Consider the following 19,527-nt stretch of genomic DNA (forward strand, 5'->3'; position numbering starts at 1 on the left):
TTAAACCTCCTCTTTTAAATTATTATAAAATTTACTCAAATTGGTTAATAAATTTTCTATCTCATCTATTTTCATCTTTTTTAAGGCAACATAGGTAACCCTATTGCTTCTCTCTTGTCGAATAACATTGATTAAATTCAACCCTTTTTCTGTGATTTTCACTCTAGTAACCCTTCTATCTTCTATATCGTCCATTCTACTAACTAATTCTTTTTCTTCTAAACGAGAAATCTTTTCCGACATGGTGTTTTGCGCCCTATTAAATTTATTAGAAATTTCATTAATAGTGGGAGGGGTCTCACAAAAACTTAAGTAGATTAATAGGTGATATTGATCATAAGTTAAATCGTATTCCTGAGCTATCTGATGCCCTTTTTTATGGATAATATTGCTACATTCTCTAATATAATTTGATATGGTTTCAGAAGTTTTTTGCAACTCCATATTATCATCTCCATAATTATTTTCGCCTACCTAATATATCGTACAACGATATTGTATCATCTCTATTCCTTTTTTTCAATAATAATATATAATATTATCTAGCACATAAATCTAAGGAGGATATTATGAATTTATTATTAATGTTTTTTACTACATTTTTTATACAGCTTATTATTACAACAGAAATGAATATTATAGCACCCTTGGCACCTTATTTATCTCAATATTTTAATATTAAAGATAGTTCAGTGATAATGTTTAATATCGGATATTCTCTTGTAGGCCTTCTAGCTCCATTTTTTGGAGTTTTTGCTGATAGATATGGAAAAAAGAAAAGTTTAATGGTGGCCTTAACTTTATATATTACTGGTACACTTATAAGTGGATTTGCTAGGAATCCACTTATATACGCTTTTGGTAGGACTTTCATAGGAATTGGATACTTTTCTCTTAGTGGCACCAATTTGTCTTATTTAAGTGAATTTATTCCTTATGCTTCAAGGGGTAAAGCTTCAGGAATATTAAGAGGTGCTTTCGGTATTGCAATATTACTTAGCCCCTTATATGCAGCTAATATGATAAACAAATTTGGAAATTTAAAGAGCGTGTATCTTCCCCTAACAATTATTGGAGTTAGTTGTTTGTTATTGTTATTTAAACTACCAGAAACAAAAAAATCAAAGGATATAAAAGTTGATTTAGAGGAATTGTTTACCATGGTGAAAAACCCAATTAGTTACAAATCCTTGATTGTAGTTTTTTTAATTCTTTCAGCACCTGCTTTGCTGCTAAACTTCCTAGGTATATATATATCCAATAACTTTAATCTTAATCAAGTGCAAATTGGTTATATATATACTATAATTGCAGTTGGTACCATTTTAGGTATTGTTTTTGCTACTCTTTTAACTGATAGAATAGGTAAAGAAAAATTGTCTAGAATCTTTTTTATTCTTGTATTGTTGGCTTTAGTTGCCATGGTTTTTTCAAAATCTATTAAAATTATTGTTGGATTTTTGACTTTAATTACAGTTGGTATAGATGGAGGATGGACTGCTTATCAAACTCTTTGTTCTGAAATATATCCAGAAAAAAGAGGTACTTTTATGAGTATAGTTTATACCGTCAATGCAATTACAGTAATTGTCTGCTCCCTTTTAGGCCCAATTCTCTATAATTGGGGTGGTTATAAACTACTGGTAGTCATTTCTGTAATAAATACTATTATTGCTATTAACATATTATTTAGTATGTCCATAGAAAAAAGTATAGTTAAAAATCATAACCCCTCTAAATTCTAGAGGGGTTTTCTTTATAATAGACTAATAATGAAATTAAATAGAAAATCATATATATAAAAGTTATCATACCTGTATCATTAAGTAAGAAACCAATAATACTAGTAATGATTATCAAATAAGCTTCTTTTTTTGTTTTTTGGTTAATCCCACTTAATAAGGTTCTAAGGGAAATTATTTGTGAAGCTATTACTATACTAAAGGGAGGCAATAAAGTTAGTTTAATTAATTCCATTGCTTTTATTTTAAACATGTCTATAACTTCACCAATCCCAAAGGTTTTTATCCTTATTAAAAAATTAATAGCATGGCTCTTTTCATTGCTAAGATAATCAAAGTACATGTTTACACTAAATATTATAACTCCTACTAATATTAATACAATTAAATTTTTTATATTCCAATTGTTACCTAGTAAATTTAAATATATTATAATTAAAAACATAGCTACAGCAGTTAAAAAGCCTCCAGTATTTGCTCCATAATTTGTAGATAAAACTATAATATTTGCAATAGTATATAATAAACAAATTAGATTTTTTACAAGTTGATTTCTAATCAAATCCTTTATGAAAAAACAACTGATTATTGAACTAACTAATAAAACTCCCATTATTCCATTGTTAAATCCATAATATCTAGCTCCATAAAACAAATTATTAAAGCCTATATAAGAATTATAGATAATTTCTGGATAAAAAAGGATTCCAAATACAATTAATATATAGGTTAGTGTTGCAAATAATCCTATAGTGTTTATTTCCTTGTCTGACATAAAAATGGTAATAATATAGGTAGTTAACAAGTTAATAAATAAATATAATGCAATATTTATATGTAAAGTTGATGCTCCCATCAACACTCCAATAAAAATATTAATAATAATGAAACTGTTGAATAAATTTATCTTATCAAATTTATCTTTTCTATTTTTATAAATATAATAAGCAGTATAACATTGAATAAAATAAACCAATCCATGGAATATATATGTTATCCACATTAAATTAATAGTCCTTTTAAATAAACTATTAGCATAGTTTAGGTTGTTTTCTTTTTCTACAATATCTATTTCATTGCCTATAAAAGAAGTATCTTTCTCACCATGGATAGAAATTAAATCTGCATATATATCTTCTAATGTTACAAAGCCTTCCCTTTTAGTAGAGGAACTCTTAATAATACCGCTCTTTTCCCCGTTAATATAGACAATAGGAACTAGATTTCTATTAATAATATACTTCATCTTTTGAGACACTTTGTTTGGGACTATAATAATGTTATAATCTTTATATTCCTCAATATAATTCCTTAATAGCATGGTCCTGTAATTAATCTCATCTATATCATAGGAGAGGACAAGTATATTAGACTTAGATAGATGAAAATTGGTTTTGTTTATCAACCAATTCTTATCGTATTTTATTTCTATTTCTCCAGACCTAATGCTACCAGTATTGTCTGCAGCAACAATTGCTGAGGAATTATCCCCTATATAGGATACACCTTCCTCTTTCAATTTCTCTCCTAAAGTATTTACTCGAATGTTTTTAACCCCTTTTGTTACACCTTTATACATATCTTGAAATCCTGATACAATAATAGTTCCATTTTCATCTTTGTAAAGTCCTTTATAATCTTCTGGTTTGACTCCAACTTTTCTACCTGCTGCAATGGAAAAATAATAGCTTTCAGTTCCAGCTGGTTTTCTTGTTTTTAGGTTAATATATCCAGTTCCAAAATTAATTCCATCGGTAATGGTTTCTATAATTTCTAAATCCAGTTCATCCACTAGAATTAATATTGATTTCCCCTCTATAGCGTAAGTAGTATTGCTTAACAAAAAGACTATAATTATTACTAAGACCATTATTAAATTACGTTTCTCCATAGGAACACCCTTTAATATATAATGTAGTTTATAATGCAAAATACTCCCAATACTATTGAGAGGATTCCAAAAAATATTTTATATTTGTAGAAACCAGTTCTTTTATCTATTTCTTTTTCTATAATATCTCTCTCATTTCCTATCTTTTCAAGTGTATATCTTTGATTTAAAATTGAAAAAAAGCCTAGTATTATAAATAATATTCCCATTAATAACATCTATATCGCCTCATTCAAATAATATTAGAAATACAACTTTCCAACTTTAATACCCTTTCATCTTTAAACACTATTTTATTTATAATGCTCTTCGATATTTCATAATTACCTAATTTATAATAGGATAATGCCTTATAATAAAGCATACTATCTTCTTTACCATATGAACTTGCAAGATTATAATAGGTTATTGCCATTTCATAGTTTTTATCCATAAAATATGTTTTACCCATAGCTAAATAACAATTATTAATATAGTCTATATCTCCTTCTCTAAAAAAGTATAGAATACTTTTAGAAAAATGTGCTATAGCACAAGAATATAACCCCTCTCTATAAAGAAAGTTCCCCTTTGTTTTTAGGGCTCTAGCTAATAAATCTTCTAGATTATATTTCTTCGATAGGTATATTATCTTATATAGTCCCCAATACTTTTCATTCTTATCTAAACTACGATTAACTGATATTTTATCCAATTCATCTATACATATTTCTCGAGCAATGTCTTTTTCATTTTTTACAAAATGAGAAGCAGTTATATCCAATTGTATACCCTGTTCTTCAGCTTTAGAATTTAAAACATCAGCAAGATAGGTAGCATTGATAATATTAATAGACCTTTTACCATTTTCAAACATGGAGATATAATTTTTTGACATATTTCTACCTGATAAATCCTCTTGGGTTAACCCTAATATCTTTCTAATCTGTCTCAGCCTATGACCAGGTTTTAATATTGTAAAATAGTCCATAACATATCCCCTCCTATTCAATCATTTAAACCTATTATATTACTCAATTAACTTTACTGTATAACCAATTTATTATATCAAGTAAAACCTTATCCTTCTCCTTCTCATTTAATATTTCGTGGTATAAATTGTCATAGATTTTAATCTCTTTATCTATTGATGGAATATTATTATATAGAAACATGGCAGTCTCCATTGGAACTATCCTATCTTTCTCTCCATGAATAATTAAGCATGGATAATTATAATTTCCTAAGTTCTTCCCAATCCAATTAGTTCCCTTTACTAGGAATTGAATATAAAAATTTAATGTAGCTTCCTTTAACACTAGTGTATCATTTTCATAGTCTTCAACAACTTCTGCCACACTGCATATATCTTTTGAAAGTTGATTTTTTATCTTCATCTTAGGTAGAAATATATTGATTAAATTAAAAATATCTCCTTTTATTCCCTCTACCTGAGGTAACCTTCTCACTGCTGCTCCTGAAAAAATCTGTCCGTTTAACTTGTTAGGATACTTGATGCCATATAAACAGGTAATAAATCCTCCCATGCTATGTCCCAACATAAATAATGGTAAATTAGGATATTCTTCTTTTGCTAGATCTACCACTCTATCTGCATCATTAGCAAATTCCATAAAGCTATCAATATGACCTTTTATACCTTTACTTCTACCATGTCCCCTTAAATCATATCTATAAACCCCGATTTTAGCTGCATTCAATTTTTTTACTACATAATCATATCGATTTAGATGTTCGGCAAAGCCGTGATTTATAACTATATTGGCTATTGCCCCCTCTGGTATATCTTTTTTAAGATAGAGTTTAATATTTCCCTCACTGTTTAAATAGTTTTCCATTCCAATCCCCCTTGTTAATATTACACAATATACTATATTCACAATATTCTCTACATCGATTGGATTTATTATATTTTTCAATAGAATTATTATTATTAATAAACTGAATAAATTGTTTTACATCTTCGTAATTTTTTTCTAAACTATCCTTACTTATGTCTATCTCAGCAAATTCTCCTGTTTCTAAAAATAATATGGCAACTCTCCCTATCTCCATATTAGTAGTCCTTTTAAAAGCATTAGCATAAACCTGTAGCTGAGGCTGGTATTTATTTACTAGCTGTTCTTTATTATGCATTCGGTTAGTTTTAAAATCCAATATTTCAGCCTTACCGCCTTTAATATTTATTCTATCTATTATACCATATAAGTAAGCATCTTCCACTTTTAAGTAAATCTCCTTTTCCGAATAGGTTTCATCAAAATCTTCACTATAATATTGTAAATAATTCTTTATATATGGATATAATTCATTTTTTATTTCTTGATTATATTCAATTCCAAAATAATTAACCACTCTTTTCATCAATTTATCAGGTTCCATACCCAATTTATAATGTTGACAAAATTTGTGAACTATATCTCCTTTAATAGCTGGATTTAGAACTAAAGGCATTCCTTTGCTTCTATGGTTAGCTGTATCTAGGGAAAGTCTTTTGTAATAGTTCATGAAAAACCTTCGTCTACATTCATTGAATTCAATATATTGGGAAGCACTAATTCTAGAAAAAATTTTATGATTATACCCTTCCACTTTCTGAAGTAATGGAAATTGCTTCTTGTCAAAGGGTTTAGTGTCCAACAAATCATTGTTGAGACCTACAATTGGCTTGTATGAATTAGGCTTATACTTGATATTATCGATAACTTTTATATGGTCTGTATCAATAAGATCTTGAACTATTTTTTTAAAACCCCTATCCTTCCCTTGGTTGCCAATTATCAATCTTTTTTCTGCCCTAGTCATAGCTACATATAATAAACGTTTATACTCTTCATCTTCATTAGCTCTAATATCTCCTTTTATTTTATCATAAAATGGAGATTTTTTATCGTATTTAAATCCAACTCCCTTGTCCTTATCTAACAGTATATAAGGCTGTTGATAGTTAAATCCCCTTGACATCTGAGGAATTACCACTACAGGAAATTGTAGGCCTTTAGATTTATGGATGGTCATTAATTTCACCGCATCTGCATCCTCTGAGTGAATTTTTGCTTGAGATTCGTCTGTATCCTTTAATCTCTCAACATAATCTATAAAATCTTCTAAAGAACCTGAAGTATTCCTATCGAAACCTAAAGTCATTTCTAAAAATTTATAGATATTTGAGACTAACTGCCTACCTCCATTATATAACATAAGACTTTCCATATAATAGGTCTTGTTTATAAGTTCCAATAATAATGGATAAACTCCATATAAACCTTTCTTTGTCATTAGATTATTTAAAAGTTTTTTCGTTTTTTTAATCCTTATCTTTTCATCATCTTCTATATATTCAATATTCTTGTCTAATGTGTCTAACAGACAATTCTCTTTATATCTTAAAAACCAATATAAGGTCTTGTCCGAAAGACCTACCATAGGACTTCTTAAAAAACCTAAGGTAGATATGGTATCATATCTATTACTAATAGTCTTTAAAGCATTCATAATATCTATAATCTCTTGGCCTTGATAAAACCCTTTCCCCCCTATATTATAATAGGGAATTCCATATTCCATCAATGCTTCTTCATATATATAATCCGTAGTTGCCGCCCTAAATAATAAGGCAAAATCACCATATCTAAATCCATATTCCCCAACAAGCTCTTTTATCCTACTAGCTATTAGTCTACTTTCATAATAGGTATTATAATTAGATTCATCTATATTAGGAGGAGGTGTTAAATCCCTATTTTCCAATATTTCCACATCTATCTCATTATCAGAAATATGATAATTCTTCAAACTTATATACTTAGTACCCATTAATTTATCAAATAATGAGTTTACAAACTCTAAGATAGTATCAACAGTTCTAAAATTCTTATCTAGATTAATAGTCTTCTGATTTGATATCCTCTCCATATCCACAATCACATCATAGAAGACCTGCAGGTCTGCTCCTCTAAATCCATATATGGATTGTTTTGGATCGCCAACTACAAAGAGATTGTTTCTATCTAATAATTTCTCTTTAGAGCAAAGTTTATAGAATATCTTTTTCTGTAACTCATTGGTATCTTGGAATTCATCTACCATAATGTATTTATACTTATCTTGATATTTTTGCCTAGTGGATTCATCTTCTAGTAATTCTAATACTAATATCTGCAAATCATCGTAGTCTAAACTACCTAATTCATCTTTCTTCTTTCTATATTTTTCATCAATTTCAATTAATAGTTTAAAAAGCCCTTCATATAGCCATAGATAATCTTTTTCTTTAATAAGGAATACATTATTTATAGTATTCTTTAAACTTTCTATTCTGTGTATCTCTTTTGAATTGGTTCCAATATTATCATATATATATTCTAGAATTGGAATCAATTCTTCTTCTGAATAATTATCCTCATAGAAATTAAACCAGATACTGTCAGTCCTTAATTTATCAATCTTAGAATTCTTTCTAGACCTCTCCATTAAATATATGAAACTATCTTTAATATACTGAATATCCTCTGGATTTAATTGAACATTAGAGATATAAGACAAGGTCATATCTTTTACTTCTTCAAAAGAATAACCCACTGTCCTTATTTTATTATAAATGGCTTTTAGCTCAGTTACCACTTTGATCAAATCATCTCTATTGAATATTTTTACTAAATTATAGATATTTTCATCTTCTTCTATGGATTGTATTAATTCTTCCAATATGGTATCTTCTAGTAATAAGTTGGCTTCATCTTGGTCTAGCACGGTAAACATAGGGTCAATACCCGCTTCCAAAGCATTGTCCCTTAGGATATTGCCACAGAAACTATGAATGGTGGATATATTTGATTTTTCCATATCCCTATAATATCTATGCCATTTTTCTCCAAGAGAAAATCTTTTCTTTATCTCTTCCCTAATCCTTTCCTTCATCTCTTGGGTGGCTTTTTTAGTAAAGGTTATGGCAACAATGGATTCTACTTCTTTGTTCTCTTCTAAATCACCATGTTCTAATATGTATATATACCTTTCCGTAAGTACTTTGGTCTTCCCAGTACCTGCGCCAGCGTTTACAGCTAGATTTTTATCTATAGTTTTTATGGCTAAATCTTGCTCTTTTGTATTATCCAATCATTCCACCTCCCAAACTTCTTTGTACCTACATATATCCTTATAAATACAATAAGGTGAACATTCTACTGGATTTACAGAGAAATCCCCGTTATAGATACCTTCTATATAAAACTTAATAAATTCTTTAGTTGTATCCAATAATTCTTCTAATTCTTCTTCAGTAATAGCGCCTTTGTTCCTCTTGCTTACTAGGTCTTTTTCTTCTACATTGCCTAACTTTACTTGAAACTCTCCAGTGGATATAATTCCATACATAGCTGCAACTACAGATTTATCTTTTTGTGACAATATATATAAAGGCAATTGCAACGATAATCCAGACCTCATATGATCAATATTCCTAATATTGTAATCACTATTTTTATAATCTATTATTATATATTTGTCCTCATCAATATATTTGTCTACTCTATCTATTGCCCCGGTAAATGGAATCTTCAAACCGTCTATCTCTATTTCAAAGGGTTCTTTTTTGCCAAATGGGATTTCAAAATCTATTGGAACCGTCTTTTTCTTCAATTTGGTTAATCTATCTAAATCGGATTTAATAAACTCTAATATTCTATTAGCATTGTTTTCTATTCTCAAATGGCAAAGCTTAGAATTTAAATCTATACCTAGGGATTTCATCTTCTTTTCTACTTTTGCAACTATATAATCATTGGTTTTATCTATATTAAATAAGCTTTTCCCCTCTATATGCCCTTGGATTTCTTTCCTATAATTGTAATAATATTCTTTTAATACCTCATGATTAATAACCCCTCTATCTAGAGGAGTAAAATCCTGAAATTCCCTTTCCATTTCTTCCACATTTAATATATTATTCAATAAGAAATAATAAGGACATCTTCCATAGGATTCTAAATAACTAATAGAGTATATTTTGTCTTTATGGATATTCATAATATCTTCTATTATATTTTCATCTCCAATATTTCCACTATATTGATTGAATTCTTCCTTATTCCTTTCAATTTCACATAAAATCCTATTATTTACTTCTTTTAAGGTATTCCCATCCATGTTGTTATACATATAAAATAATTCTTTTTCATCTTCTCCTTCGAAATATCTTCCAAGGAGGTATTTAGATAATTCTTTCTTTGTTGTTAATTGGTTAGCTTCCCTTTTAATAATATAATCCATATTTACTGTTATTAGATTTACTTTTTCTTCAATCTTTTCTCCTTCAATAACATTTAATACTTCATCTAAAAAAATAGAAGGTATGTCCTTCTCGTCTTCAGTAGCATTTTCTGAGTAGGATAAATACAAATTATTGGTACAAGTAGCAATAATAGTAGTAAACATTATGGATTCTTTGTCCAATCTTTCGTGATAATTCTTTACATCCATTCCTATACTTTTTAGTTCTTCATAATTGTCATCTTTAAAAAAGAAATTGTTTTCCATTATATTAGGATACTTTCCTTGAGAAAGCCCAGGTAGAAATAAAACTTTAAACCTCTGTCCTCTAGCAGTTACAGGAGATAATATATGGACTCCTCTTTGATTACCTTGAACTTCCATTATGCTTTCTTTTTCTAGATAGCTTTCCAATAGTACTAAAAATTCTTCTAATGGAATCTCATCTACAATAATATTCGAAACATTTATTATAGTATTTAATATCTCTATTAATTTGTTATAAGCTGAAAAATCTCTATCAAATAAATTAAAGTCTCCTGTTAAATTATATAACTCCAATATTTTCCCTTTAATATTGTATTTTTCAATAAAATCCATAAGGATTGACAGATATTCTTTAATAGTTGTTTTTGAAGGAATGCCATTGGATTCTTCTTCCATGGTAAGTAGTATTGATTTCAAATCATCAATATGTATTGAAGTATTCAATTTGTTCCCATAGATTAAATCTCCAATAGAATCAAATCTTAATTTTCTTAGAAAATATTCTATTATTTCTCTTTCTTCAATATTGCAGAGGTTAAAATAATTGCTCTTTATTCTATTTATAATGGTTTTTTTAGAGTTTTTCTTAAGTTCTAGAATATGAACTAATTCTTTAATTAAAGGTATTTCAATTAATTTAATATCCTTATTTAAAGAACAAGGAATTCTTTCCTCCTGGAATACTTGAAACATTTTATCTTCATACTCATCTGGATTAGTAAGGACAATGGCCATATCTATTAAATCTATGCCTTCTAAATTATGTCTTTTAATTGTTTCTGAAATCTTTTTAAACTCCAAATAGGTATTAGATGCCTTAACCATATGAATATTATGATTAGGCTTCAATTTACTTTTAGATTCATTAAATAAAATGCTAGCCATTTCCTCATAATAGGTTAATTCTTCTTTTTCCTCATTAATAATTTCAAATCCTAATCCTTTAAGAAATTCTAAAGTTTCTAGAAGAGTATCAAAATTCTTATCTCTGTAAAAAGGCATATTAATATATATAGGACATTTGGTTCTAGTTATTTCTTTTAACAGCTCTAATTCTTGAGGTCTAAAATCAAAAAATCCGTCTATTATAATAAAATCTAAGCCATCAAAAAAGCTATTGTCTTCTTTAAGTAAAGCTAAGGATTTGAAGAAACTTTCTTCCCTATCTATTAGACTATAATTATTTAATTGATTTTCATATTCTTCATATATCAATCCTATTTCAGAGTAAAATGGTTCTTTTGGACATCTTGCTAGATATTCTTCAGCAGTTATTAATGATCTTTTTATCTCTCCAATTATTCTAACTAGGCTCTTAACAAAACCTTTTTTATTTGATATATTTTTATAATATTTTAATTTGTTATTTTCATTTAGTTCCCTTAATATTTTAGAAATAAGAGCTTCTTTCATTTCACCATCTATATAGGTATTTAAATTATTTTCCAATAATCTATCTACAATGTCATCAAAGGTAAATAAGTTAATATCAAAGGTGCCCTTCACAGTTTTAATCATCTTTTCTCTATATCTTTCCAATAAATTACCATTTGGTAATATATAGTAGAAACGATTTCCTATATTTTGTTCCAAATAATCAATACCTTTGTTAAATAAATCATTAGTCCTAGAATTATTATAGGGACCTAAATAAACCAACCTCTCTGTCATTTTTTTCCTCCTAAATATTGTTCAAAGCTATTTTTGCAGCCCCAATCATGCCAGCATCATTTAAAAATTTAGCTGGTAGAATTTTCGTTCCCTTTGGATTGTTACAGTTATCATTATAATAATTGAGGACTTTATCCCACCAAAATTCTTTAGAGTTAATAACTCCACCACCAATTATTATTCCTTCAGGGTCAAATATATTCTTTATAGATATTAGATAGGTTCCTAAATCTTCAACAAATTTATCAATAGTTACTTTACAGTTTTCATCATTTTTACAATTATTAAAAATATCTTTTCCTTTTAATCTTTTCCCTGATAATTCTAAATAGGTTTTTTCTATACCACTTCCGGATATATATTGTTCTACGCAACCTTTCTGTCCACAATTACATTGCCTGCCATTGGGATATAGGATAGTATGGCCTAGCTCAGCCCCCTGATAGTTTTTACCATACCATATGCCTGATTTTTTAGAAAAAATAGCTCCTCCAACTCCTGTCCCCAAGGTTAACATAATAAAACTGTCTAATCCTTTTCCCGCTCCTATCCATTCTTCACAGATGGCTGCTACATTTGCATCATTTTCAACAAAAATAGGTATATTATTAAATTCCTTTGATAATTCTTCTTTAATCTTAGTACCAGCCCATCCCATAATATTTCCACCTATGGTCAATACTTCACCTTTTTTTACATCTATAAATCCAGGAGAGCCTATACCAATAGCTTCTACTTTCTCTCCTTCTTTCAATTCATTAATAATTTCTTTTATCCTACCTAATACAATATTCTTATCTCCCTCTGAGCCTGTATCCTCACTTGTTTTTTTAAAAATTTGTCCCTTTTCATTAATAAGCCCACCATATATACTAGTGCCACCTACATCGATTCCAATAACCTTATTCAAAAAAACACCTCCTTATCATTAAAACTATCCTCCACATAATCATAGATAATATACCTTTAGCCTTTCATCTATTTCATCAAAATAGTTTAGTAATTTATCCATATCAACAAAGCCTGTCCCCCAAAGATATAAATAATTAAGTACCTTTGGATTAAAAGATAAATCTAGAAATTTCTTTGCAAATATATTTGCTCCTATATCGCTAGTCTTTATGATAGGATATGATTTTTTAATTGGTCCTAGTTTGATTACATTTACCTCATCTAATTTTTCATAGGTATTCCCAATCTCTTTAGATTCTATATAGTGAAAAAGTTCATGAGCTAATAATATTCTATATATATTGTTATAATTTAAAAATTTAATCCCTAATCCGCTATAGGCTTGCTCCATTCTTTTTATAGATTTATCATACATTATTATTTTTTCTTTATCTTCTTTGTATTTTCCTCTAAGCTTTACCATCTCAAAATCATATTCAGTAGTATCTACTTCCACTTGAATCTTTTTATCTTCACAGATTTCTTTTAAAGAATTATATTTTTTCATTATATTTAATGCTGTTTCAATGCCTATTTTAATGGATTCATCAATAAAATAATCCACCTTAGTTTTTGGTATCTTTTTAAAGCTATTATCTTCCATCAATTCAGCCATCGACATAATCCTATCGGTAGCTCTATCAATGATAATTTTATATGGCAAAGTATCAACCCTTTCCATCCTATCTAGAAATTTTATTTAATAGCTCCTCAGTTTTGGAATTTAAAGAATCCATATCAACTTCTTCTATCAATCGGTCTTTTAGTTTATACTTTTCCTTTATTTGAATAATTCTATATACCTTTTCATCCAATTCTTCTGGAGTAATGGTTCCCTTATTGACTTCTTCCTTTATTCTTTCAATAATTTTCATATGGTTTTCATAGCCATGGCATACAAGCAATAGATCACCACCAGCCTTTAGAAACTTAACAGCTGCTTCATCTATTGTATAGTTTTTAATTATTGCTCCCATAGTCATATCATCTGATATTATTACACCTTTAAAAGATAATTTCTCCCTAAGTAATTTTGTTATAATCTCCTTTGATAAGGTAGCAGGATACTTGTTGTCCAATTCGGGAAAAAGTATGTGCCCTACCATTATTCCTTTAACACCTTGTTTAATGCCTTCAATGAAAGGTGCTAATTCTAATTCTTCCAGTTCCTTAATATCTTTATTTATCACAGGCAAATCTATATGGGAATCCATATCCGTATCTCCATGGCCTGGAAAATGTTTTATAACAGGAATAATATTTTCTGACCTTGTGCCTTTCATTACCTGTATTCCGTTTTCTATTACTGTTTCAATTGTAGAACCAAAAGCCCTATCTCCTATTACTGGATTTTTTGGATTGGAGTTTATATCTAAGACTGGGCCAAAGTTCATATTAAATCCCAAAGATTTTAATCTCTTTCCTATTATTTTACCATATTCCAGGGAGATATCTCTATCATTTATTTCCCCTATTTTTCTAGCTGCTGGTAGTTTTAGAAATGAGCTGGGAAGTCTAGATACCCTTCCTCCTTCTTCATCTACTGATAAGAATAATGGTATTGGGTTAGTTGAATTAGCCTTTTTTAAACTATTTAATAGTTCTAAAGTCTGGTTTTCATCAGAGATATTATATTTGAATAGAGTGAAACCACCTATATGATATTTCTCGATAATTTCCTTTGTATGATCATCTATTGTATAACCATTTATCCCTACTATCACCAGTTGACCTATCTTTTCATCTAATGTCATATTATCTATTTTCTCTTGAATATTATTTTTAGTTTCAAGTTCTTCCGTTGGTTCTAACTCTTTTCTAGGTATATCTTCTTTCTGCTTATCCTTATCTACTATCTCTTTACCATTACTACATCCAGTCAATATAAGGATTAGGCCTAATAATATATATAAATATAGCTTTTTCATAATATCCTCTTTTCCTTTAATATATTAACTCAATTTTAATATAGTATCTCTTCTTTTGCAATATTGATACTTTCAAATAAAAAACCTGCTGTTATAAGCAGGTCTAAAACACAGTTCCTATTTCCTTTATTTTTGCTAAATCCTCCCTATAGTCATCATGGTCTGGGTTTAAGCTGTTAATTACTACTCCACCCGATGCTCCAGTAGAGTGGATATATTTATCATATCCAATATACATGGCAACATGACCAGGCCAATATAATAGGTCCCCTGGTTTCATCTCTTCCCTTGGTATTTTTTTCATACCAAACTCTTCTTTTATTTGGGAGTCTCTATATATAATAACTCCATTAATTAAATATGATATGGAAGCAAGACCTGAACAATCAATGCCAAAAGGAGTTTTGCCACCCCATCTATATTGGGTGCCTAAATAAGTAAGAGCTGTGTTTACTATTTTTTTCCGCAAACTATTATCAATAATCCCCCTATCTAGTCTAATCCTATCCCCAATTAATTCTTTTCTAATCCAACCTTTTTCTTCTGTTGGTAAAATCATCTCTACCCAATTTTTATTGGTATTCCCTGTAAGTTTAATAACTGCTCCCCTAGTTAATAATTTTATGCTATAACTTTGATATTTTGGTTCTTTCATCACATCTACTATTCCCCATGTTACTATATGATTGGCTTCTCTATCCCAGTTTTTTACCTTTTCTCTATCTATTAATAGATAATCTCCGTGAATAAATCCCCTATATCTATAGTCAGTTTCCACGTAATACCAATTATCCTTTTCTTTATTCAATATGGTTACTAATCTACCAAAGATAGATTCATCGGCAGCTTCCTTTTCAAAACCTACTTGCTGCTTTAAAGGACCTATAGTATCTATAATAATAGCTAATTCCTTCATAATTTACCCCCTTCTTAAGCTTTGCTTAATCTTATCATATATTCTTCAATCTCTTCTTCATTGGCTAATATAAAATGACCTGGTTCTATTTCTATCCACTTAGGAGGATTCTTCTCATAGTTATGACAATTTGGGTCATATACTTCTAACACCTTTTGCTTCTCTTTTATTGGATTAGGTAAGGGAATGGCTGAAAGTAAAGCCCTAGTATACGGATGTAATGGATTTGCGAAAAGTTTTTCAGTTTCTGCTAATTCAACTATTTTCCCCTTATGAATAACTGCTAATCTATCTGTTATAAACCTTACTACAGATAAATCGTGAGCTATAAATAAATAAGTCAAGTCCTTTTCTTTTTGTAGTTCAGATAATAGATTTAAAACCTGAGCTCGAATAGAAACGTCTAAGGCTGATATGGGTTCATCTGCAATGATAAACTCTGGCTCCATGATTAATGCCCTAGCAACTCCAATCCTTTGCCTTTGTCCTCCTGAAAATTCATGGGGAAAGCGACTAGCAAATTCTGGTAAAAGTCCAACATCTAATAAGGCCTTTTCTACTTTTCTTTTCCTATCTTCTTCATCTTTATAATTCTTTAAATTATACAAACCTTCAGATACAATATAATCTACCTTAGCCCTCTCATTTAAGGAAGCCATTGGATCTTGAAAAATCATCTGTATCTTTCTAGTCAGTTCCTTATCTAATTCTCTGCTAATATTTCCATTTATCTTCTGCCCTTTAAACAATATCTCTCCGCCAGCAGTCTCTACTATACGGGTAATAGCCCTACCAATAGTAGTTTTTCCTGAACCAGATTCTCCTACCAGTCCAAAGGTTTCACCTTTATAGATATGAAAACTCACATCATCTACTGCCACAAATTTATCCTTCTTTTTCTTCCCAAACTCTATGCGTAAATTTTTGACTTCTAATAAAATTTCCTTTTTTATTTTATCCATTTGCCTTCACCTGCCATTGTTTGCGTAAAATTTTTATGGATTCTGGTGGTTCAACCTTTGGCGCTCTAGAATCTAGTAACCAAGTTTTAGCTTTATGGGTAGGACTTACTTGAAAATATGGGGGCCTTTTTACAAAATCTATTTTTAATGCCTTTTCATTCCTAGAAGCAAAAGCATCTCCCTTTATCTCATTGAACAAATTTGGTGGTGTTCCTTTAATGGAATATAAAGGTTCTCCCTTAACGCCTAATTGAGGCAAGGATGAAAGCAAAGCCCAAGTATAGGGATGTTGTGCGTTATAGAAGACTTCTTCACAGGTGCCTATTTCTATTATATCTCCAGCATACATTACAGCTATTCTATCTGCTATATTTGCTACTACTCCTAAATCATGGGTAATATAAATGGTGGTCAATTTATACTTCTTCTGTAGGTTTTTTAGTAAATCTAGTATTTGTGCCTGTATGGTTACATCCAAAGCAGTAGTAGGCTCATCGCATATTAGTATCTTAGGATTACAAGCTATTGCAATAGCTATAACCACCCTCTGTCTCATTCCACCAGAGAATTCATGAGGATATTGATGATATCTTCTTATCGGTTCGGATATGCCTACATCATCTAGTATTTCAAGCACCTTTTCTTTTGCTTTCTCACCTTTTAAACCTTGATGGAGTACTACCGCCTCCTCCACTTGGCTACCTATACTCTTTAGGGGATTTAATGAAGTCATAGGTTCTTGAAATACCATGGCAAATTCCCTTCCTCTAATCTTTATCCAATCCTCTTCCGTCTTATATTTAGCCAAATCTTCTCCCTTATATAATATACTGCCAGATTCTACCCATCCATTGGCATCTAATAAGCCCATAAAAGTTTTGGTAAATACAGACTTCCCAGCTCCTGACTCCCCTACAATGGCCAGACTTTCTCCTTCATATAAATCCAATGAGGCTTCCCTTATGGCAGTTAAAATTTTGCCTCTTAGATTAAATTTAACTACTAAATCCTGAACGGACAATATTATATTAGAATTTGTCATCTAAGCCACCTCCTATACGTGATTTCTTGGATCAGATGCATCTGCAAATACATTACCTATTACATAGAAGGATATGGTAATAATTGAAAGGACTACTGCGGGGAATATTAATTGGTATCGTAAAGATGGAACTCCCATTACCCTTCTACCTTCATTAATTAAATTTCCTAAGGATGGAATACTTACAGGAAGGCCTAGTCCAATATAGGTTAAAAAAACTTCATAACCTATGGCAGCAGGAATAGCTAATGCCATTCTTAACATGATTACCGAAACTAAATAGGGTAATAAATTTTTGGTGATTATTCTGTTAGTTGGTGTACCCAAACATCTGGAAGCTAAATTGTATTCTCTATCCCTAATAATGACTATAAGATTCCGAACAAAACGAGCCATATTTAGCCAACCTGTCATACACATGGCAAATATCATGGTAAATACACTAGGTTTCATTATGTAAGTTAAAAGTATTAGAACTATGGTTGTGGGAATATTGTTTAATACATTATATATTTCAGTAATAATGGATTCTAATCTTCTAACATAACCCCATAAGGCTCCAACTATAATACCTATTATTGCTTCCCATAAACCAACAAAAAAACCTATTAATAATGAAGTCCTAGTGCCACTCCAGATACGAGCCCATAGGTCTTGCCCAATGGAATTAGTCCCAAACCAGAATTCCGAATCAGGGGGATGGTTTCTAAGTTGCATATTGGTAGTCTCATCGATATGAATTTTAGTAGGAGATTTCTGTCCTGGTAAATAAGGTTGAATCATTGTAAAGGCTAGTACTGTTATCATTAAAAACAATAGGAATACAGCCACTTTATTCTTCATAAATACTTGAACTGTAGAACGCCAATAGGAATAATTAGAGTATCCAGTCCTTTCTGCTTTAGATTCATCATAGATTGCAAATTCAAATAAGGAATTATCCATTATCTAGCACCTGCCTTTCTCTCCAGCTTAATTCTTGGGTCTAAAGTTGCCATTAGAATATCGCCTAAAAATAGACCAATTATGCCTATAGATGAGTAAATAAGGACTAAGGCTTGAACCAATGTATTATCTTGCCTTTGAATAGCATCTACCAAAAGCCCTCCCATTCCTGGAATAGAGTATAAGGATTCAATATATATAGAACCTGATATGGTAAATAATAGAGATGTAGGTAAATACTGAACCATGGGTACGAAGGCATTTCTAAGTACATGTTTCACCATTATGGTCTTATCCCTTAGACCTTTTGCTCTTGCTAATTTTACATAGTCCTTGTTTAATTCGTCTACCATATAACGTCTCATCCACATGGCATAAGAAGCAGTTCCTCCTAAAGACATGGAAATAGTAGGCAGTATCCAACTAACAGGTCTGTCTGGATTAAATAGAATTGGTAGTTTTAATATATCCGTCACATATAGTTGCAAAAATAGATAGTAAACTGCAGCAGGGACAGCGTTAATAAACACTATATAACCTGTACCTACCTTGTCCCAAATTTGGTTTTTACTTCTAGCCATAGTAATACCTAAGGATACTCCAAGAACTAAAGAAATTCCCATAGCAGCTAGCCCAAAACGTACTGAGTAGGGTATCTTGGTTTTAAGGATTTCGGCAATAGGCACCTTTGGTCGATATATTATGGAGGTTCCTAAATTTCCTGATAGAAGGTCTGAGTAAAAATTTTTTAGCTGAATATGCATAGGATCCCTAAGTCCCATACTTGTTAATATGGCTTCCCTTTGCGCCTCATCCAGCTTTTCATATCCATCGCCAAAATATCCTTCCTCTGGCATTAGTCGCATGAGAAGAAATACTACCGTTATTACAATAAATAATGTTATTAAAGATTGAAATAACCTTTTAAGTGAATACTTTAAC

The 19,527-nt window shown here is 30.1% G+C and carries 15 protein-coding genes; 1 reads left to right on the top strand and 14 read right to left on the bottom strand.

Annotated features, from left to right (window positions below; all coding sequences use genetic code 11):
* On the bottom strand, positions 1-444 hold the full coding sequence (locus tag C3E90_RS13105) for a MarR family winged helix-turn-helix transcriptional regulator (RefSeq protein WP_236916112.1): 444 nt from the start codon (positions 442-444) through the stop codon (positions 1-3).
* 125 nt (positions 445-569) lie between these two features.
* Between C3E90_RS13105 and C3E90_RS13110 the strand changes: the two genes are divergently transcribed.
* Entirely contained in the window at positions 570-1,745 is a 1,176-nt protein-coding gene (locus C3E90_RS13110; protein WP_236916113.1) for an MFS transporter, read from the top strand.
* Here C3E90_RS13110 and C3E90_RS13115 read toward each other — a convergent pair.
* The 13 genes from C3E90_RS13115 to C3E90_RS13175 all read right to left on the bottom strand — a co-directional run.
* Positions 1,735-3,633 carry a hypothetical protein gene (locus tag C3E90_RS13115; RefSeq protein WP_236916114.1) on the bottom strand — a complete coding sequence of 633 codons (1,899 nt, stop codon included), beginning with the start codon at positions 3,631-3,633 and terminating at the stop codon, positions 1,735-1,737. The two genes, C3E90_RS13110 and C3E90_RS13115, sit on opposite strands and share 11 nt — an antisense overlap.
* Before the next feature lie 232 nt (positions 3,634-3,865).
* On the bottom strand, positions 3,866-4,603 hold the full coding sequence (locus C3E90_RS13120) for a helix-turn-helix transcriptional regulator (RefSeq protein WP_236916115.1): 738 nt from the start codon (positions 4,601-4,603) through the stop codon (positions 3,866-3,868).
* A gap of 43 nt (positions 4,604-4,646) precedes the next feature.
* The gene (locus tag C3E90_RS13125; protein ID WP_236916116.1) at positions 4,647-5,471 is read right to left on the bottom strand and encodes an alpha/beta hydrolase; all 825 of its coding nucleotides are present in this window, start codon (positions 5,469-5,471) and stop codon (positions 4,647-4,649) included.
* On the bottom strand, positions 5,449-8,751 hold the full coding sequence (locus C3E90_RS13130) for a UvrD-helicase domain-containing protein (protein WP_236916117.1): 3,303 nt from the start codon (positions 8,749-8,751) through the stop codon (positions 5,449-5,451). Before C3E90_RS13130 ends, C3E90_RS13125 begins: the two co-directional genes overlap by 23 nt.
* Positions 8,752-11,841, bottom strand: a complete 3,090-nt coding sequence (locus tag C3E90_RS13135; RefSeq protein ID WP_236916118.1) for a PD-(D/E)XK nuclease family protein — start codon at positions 11,839-11,841, stop codon at positions 8,752-8,754.
* A gap of 10 nt (positions 11,842-11,851) precedes the next feature.
* Positions 11,852-12,751 (bottom strand): ROK family protein, encoded by a 900-nt coding sequence (locus C3E90_RS13140; protein ID WP_236916119.1) that lies wholly within the window; start codon positions 12,749-12,751, stop codon positions 11,852-11,854.
* A 39-nt stretch (positions 12,752-12,790) separates the two neighbouring features.
* Entirely contained in the window at positions 12,791-13,456 is a 666-nt protein-coding gene (locus C3E90_RS13145) for a hypothetical protein (protein ID WP_236916120.1), read from the bottom strand.
* Positions 13,457-13,475: 19 nt separating this feature from the next.
* On the bottom strand, positions 13,476-14,720 hold the full coding sequence (gene nagZ, locus C3E90_RS13150; RefSeq protein WP_236916121.1) for a beta-N-acetylhexosaminidase: 1,245 nt from the start codon (positions 14,718-14,720) through the stop codon (positions 13,476-13,478).
* Positions 14,721-14,823: 103 nt separating this feature from the next.
* The gene (locus C3E90_RS13155) at positions 14,824-15,636 is read right to left on the bottom strand and encodes a C40 family peptidase (RefSeq protein WP_236916122.1); all 813 of its coding nucleotides are present in this window, start codon (positions 15,634-15,636) and stop codon (positions 14,824-14,826) included.
* Positions 15,637-15,650: 14 nt separating this feature from the next.
* A complete protein-coding gene (locus tag C3E90_RS13160; RefSeq protein ID WP_236916123.1) occupies positions 15,651-16,598 on the bottom strand; it encodes an ATP-binding cassette domain-containing protein in 948 nt (315 codons plus the stop codon).
* Positions 16,591-17,640, bottom strand: a complete 1,050-nt coding sequence (locus tag C3E90_RS13165; RefSeq protein WP_236916124.1) for an ABC transporter ATP-binding protein — start codon at positions 17,638-17,640, stop codon at positions 16,591-16,593. The genes C3E90_RS13160 and C3E90_RS13165 overlap by 8 nt, the downstream gene beginning before the upstream one ends.
* A 12-nt stretch (positions 17,641-17,652) precedes the next feature.
* Positions 17,653-18,585 (bottom strand): ABC transporter permease, encoded by a 933-nt coding sequence (locus tag C3E90_RS13170; protein WP_236916125.1) that lies wholly within the window; start codon positions 18,583-18,585, stop codon positions 17,653-17,655.
* Positions 18,585-19,527: ABC transporter permease (locus C3E90_RS13175; RefSeq protein ID WP_236916126.1), on the bottom strand; the 943-nt coding region annotated here is incomplete at its 5' end. The genes C3E90_RS13175 and C3E90_RS13170, both read right to left, overlap by 1 nt.

Source organism: Clostridium sp. Cult2 (assembly GCF_021655075.1).
GTDB lineage: Bacteria > Bacillota > Clostridia > Tissierellales > Tepidimicrobiaceae > Schnuerera.

Excerpts from the sequence above, each read along its gene's own strand:
- C3E90_RS13105 (WP_236916112.1), bottom strand. The coding sequence starts at position 444 with ATGGAGTTGCAAAAAACTTCTGAAACCATATCAAATTATATTAGAGAA.
- C3E90_RS13110 (WP_236916113.1), top strand. The coding sequence starts at position 570 with ATGAATTTATTATTAATGTTTTTTACTACATTTTTTATACAGCTTATT.
- C3E90_RS13115 (WP_236916114.1), bottom strand. The coding sequence starts at position 3,633 with ATGGAGAAACGTAATTTAATAATGGTCTTAGTAATAATTATAGTCTTT.
- C3E90_RS13120 (WP_236916115.1), bottom strand. The coding sequence starts at position 4,603 with ATGGACTATTTTACAATATTAAAACCTGGTCATAGGCTGAGACAGATT.
- C3E90_RS13125 (WP_236916116.1), bottom strand. The coding sequence starts at position 5,471 with ATGGAAAACTATTTAAACAGTGAGGGAAATATTAAACTCTATCTTAAA.
- C3E90_RS13135 (WP_236916118.1), bottom strand. The coding sequence starts at position 11,841 with ATGACAGAGAGGTTGGTTTATTTAGGTCCCTATAATAATTCTAGGACT.
- nagZ (WP_236916121.1), bottom strand. The coding sequence starts at position 14,720 with ATGAAAAAGCTATATTTATATATATTATTAGGCCTAATCCTTATATTG.
- C3E90_RS13155 (WP_236916122.1), bottom strand. The coding sequence starts at position 15,636 with ATGAAGGAATTAGCTATTATTATAGATACTATAGGTCCTTTAAAGCAG.
- C3E90_RS13160 (WP_236916123.1), bottom strand. The coding sequence starts at position 16,598 with ATGGATAAAATAAAAAAGGAAATTTTATTAGAAGTCAAAAATTTACGC.
- C3E90_RS13165 (WP_236916124.1), bottom strand. The coding sequence starts at position 17,640 with ATGACAAATTCTAATATAATATTGTCCGTTCAGGATTTAGTAGTTAAA.
- C3E90_RS13170 (WP_236916125.1), bottom strand. The coding sequence starts at position 18,585 with ATGGATAATTCCTTATTTGAATTTGCAATCTATGATGAATCTAAAGCA.